The sequence below is a fragment of the Mesorhizobium sp. B3-1-9 genome (genome assembly GCF_006439595.1).
Lineage (GTDB): Bacteria > Pseudomonadota > Alphaproteobacteria > Rhizobiales > Rhizobiaceae > Mesorhizobium.
In genome coordinates, this window is the sequence record NZ_VFTJ01000050.1 from 1 (window position 1) to 2,895 (window position 2,895).

The 2,895-nt window shown below is 54.1% G+C and carries 5 protein-coding genes; 3 read left to right on the top strand and 2 right to left on the bottom strand.

What is annotated here, in order from left to right:
- Positions 1–420 precede the first annotated feature (420 nt).
- Positions 421–792: a hypothetical protein gene (locus tag FJW07_RS31505; RefSeq protein WP_140860948.1), complete on the top strand. Its 372-nt coding sequence runs from the start codon at positions 421–423 to the stop codon at positions 790–792.
- Positions 793–852: 60 nt separating this feature from the next.
- Here FJW07_RS31505 and FJW07_RS31510 read toward each other — a convergent pair whose 3' ends face one another.
- Positions 853–1,191, bottom strand: a complete 339-nt coding sequence (locus tag FJW07_RS31510) for a helix-turn-helix transcriptional regulator (RefSeq protein ID WP_140860954.1) — start codon at positions 1,189–1,191, stop codon at positions 853–855.
- Between the two features lie 162 nt (positions 1,192–1,353).
- Between FJW07_RS31510 and FJW07_RS31515 the strand changes: the two genes are divergently transcribed.
- Together FJW07_RS31515 and FJW07_RS31520 are read left to right on the top strand one after the other, a co-directional pair.
- Positions 1,354–1,680, top strand: coding sequence for a hypothetical protein (locus FJW07_RS31515; RefSeq protein WP_140860961.1), 327 nt, complete (start codon positions 1,354–1,356; stop codon positions 1,678–1,680).
- 8 nt (positions 1,681–1,688) lie between these two features.
- The gene (locus FJW07_RS31520) at positions 1,689–2,390 is read left to right on the top strand and encodes a hypothetical protein (protein ID WP_140860967.1); all 702 of its coding nucleotides are present in this window, start codon (positions 1,689–1,691) and stop codon (positions 2,388–2,390) included.
- 72 nt (positions 2,391–2,462) lie between these two features.
- Here FJW07_RS31520 and FJW07_RS31890 read toward each other — a convergent pair.
- Positions 2,463–2,895, bottom strand: a 433-nt coding sequence (locus tag FJW07_RS31890; RefSeq protein WP_181182788.1) for a hypothetical protein, incomplete at its 5' end; no start/stop codon positions are given.

The following is a 2,895-nucleotide window of genomic DNA, read 5'->3' on the forward strand; positions in this document are numbered from 1 at the left end:
GGACGGAATCCCTTCGGGACGACCATCTTTTCCGTAATTGTTTCTCCTTCCACACCCATATAAATCTTTTACGGATTTTACTTTTTATTTAATAAATCACCCTTCTCCCTGACGGTATATTCCCTCCACCCCTGGATCGTTTCCCGTCATCTTCGAATCGGGCACGGTCTACCCAGCAAATCAGTTATTCCATATTGAATTCGCAGGATTTCTAAATATTATAACGACATCCCTTCGGGAAGGGTTGTTTTCCGTAATTGTTTCTCCTCCCACACCCATATAGATCTTTTACGGATCTCCTTTTTTTCATAAAATCAAACATAACCCAAACCTTTGGAATTCAGGGTTGCAGTGGATCACTGTTGACCTGCTCAGCCATCTGACGGGACGCCGTTGTCGATCAAACGGAAGGAGATCGCAATGGCATTCGAAGGATTGAAACTGGTCGCAGCCCCGAAGCAGGCACCGACAGACCCGGCATCCAAGCGTCGGCAAAGGCTGATCATGCAGATCGACCATCAGCTTTATATGGCCGAACCCGAGAACGTCGGCCGGAAATTCCGTGGCCGCTGGTGGACCGTTGATCTCGACGGCAAGCCGACGCTTTCGATCAAGTATGGCAAGATTCCCCTGGAGCTTGCCAAAGGCAAGCATGCGGTTGCATGCAGCGACATGGTTGGTGTGGTCGATGCGCTGAAGAAGGCACGGGAAGCCGCTATCGAAGGGACGTTCGACAGCCAGTTGACGGTTGTGTCGGAACAGGTTCGAGCCCGGTTCAACAAGGGCCGCTGATACGGACGAAGGAGAAGCTCTATCCCGCCGAGAAAGGGGCGGGATAGAGCACAAATTGCCCTAATCAGATCGCCGCCTCGCCAGCGCTCGTAGCTGCTCGACGGCTACAACCAAATCGCTGTCAGTCAAATCCCTCAGCAGCACCCTCGCTTCGACCTCCCGGTTGAGACGATCGTCGGAACGTTTGCCCGGCGTCTGATCAAAGAACGTTTCCACGGGCACATCGAGAGCCTCGCTCAGTCGAATCAGTGTCTCGAAGCTCGGCCAGTTGACGCCCCGCTCCCATTGCGAAACTGCATCCAGCGATCTTCCTGTGCGGGCTGCGAGATCATCCTGCGTCAAGCCACGGAGCTTCCGAAGCTCTCTCAGAATCGTGCCGAATTTGTCGATCGCGGACATGTCGCAGATGTGCGCTGTCCACCAAATTCCTAGAACCTATTCAACTACGGTTACTTCGAAAATTTTCGTAGAGAACTACCAGTTTCTGTTGATCGCCGACTCAACCACGGGTATCGCTATCGCTGCGTAAGGGGTCACCCGAAACGGTGATAGGGGAATCTAATGGACGAAGCCGCAGCACCAATCAACACGATCGACTGCCCGTATTGCTCGGAGCCGATCAATCCGAAATCTAAGAAATGCAAACACTGTGGGGAAATCCTCGATCCGCAGATGCGAGAGATCGAGCTTCTAAAGAGCCAGCGTAACAGCCCTCAGGTGTTCATGAACGCCGGCGGAGGGGCAGCAGCCGCGGCTGTGTCGGGGGTCGGGACCCTGAGACGCTTCCCGCACTGGTTTCATATCCTGCTGTCAATCATTAGCAGCGGCCTTTGGCTCCCGATCTACATCCTGATGTATCTGTTCCGGAACAAGCGGTACTACTACTGAGGGCGGCGATGGGTGCCCTTTCCGGCAATTTCCTAGCGCGGCCTTCGTTCAAGACCATGCTTCTGTTCCTGGTCGCAGGCGCGCCTACTGCCAACGCGACGGACTCACTACCCGTTGCTGACGGCGCCTACATGAGGTCAGCCAACGCCTGCGAACAGTTTCGCAAAGGCGAACTGGATTCCATCGAGTTTTCGGTCTCCAAAGGGGGGCACGCCTACGAAGTTCCGGAAGCCGGATGCGTGGTAGCATCGGTGCGGGAGCTAAGGATAAATCGGTACGCAGTTGAAGCCGACTGCCTGGAGGCGGGCAATCCTTTCCAGCGCTCTTTCATCTTGGACGTCGAAAGCAAGCAGACAATACGAATTGATGGCGAGCAATTGACTGCCTGCGACGCCGAGGCTCCCACTCCCAAGCTCGGTCAAGGCAGCGACCTTCCCGGCATTCCGACCGTCCCCGCCAATAGGAAGAGCGAGCCGAAGGCGGAAGCCACAAAGGCAACGTCACCGGCTAAGCTGATCGGTCAGTGGCAGGTGGCCGACGAAAATTGCCGTGGCGGCTCAGGCGATGATCCGAAGACCGAAAAGGCGTGCAGTGCCAGAGACGCACTAGCCCGTCAGCTCGAGACGGCGAAATGGTGCTACGGCAAGAACGGCCAATCCAGGTACCAATACAAATGGCACCGCTGCGGGAAGGGTTCGATCCACTCATAGCCGCCATGTTCCTCGGGCCGACGACGGACGAGCCAGCAGACCTGTACGTACGTCTCCGCGACCTCAGAAAAATCATGGATTCAGGAACCTTGCTGGATCATCGAAAAAGTCTTCGACTCTCTTCTTGCTGAACGGTTTATCCGAAAACCAATAATATTTGAATGTCTTAAGGAGCAATTTGCACCCAAGCTTGTCATATTGCGCAAAATGTCGAGGAGCTTCTAGGTTCAGAGTCGGTTTACGAACTTCTGAACTCGACCCTACGTGTGCAGGTTGGTCTTGATGAATAACCTTAAAGCCTGCGAATTTCCCGTCCGGCGTAAGCAAATATTGTTTACAGTGGTCATTCACAAGCGCTGGTGGCAATTTGATTTTTCTCGCTCTCTGCGCCAGCTTTTGAGCCTGGATCGCCAATCCACCTTTGAATGCGCCTTGGTCTATTGCCCAGAAGAACCAGTCTGGGTCGCTCACAATGATCTGGGGCAGAGTTTTGCCCTTTCCGACC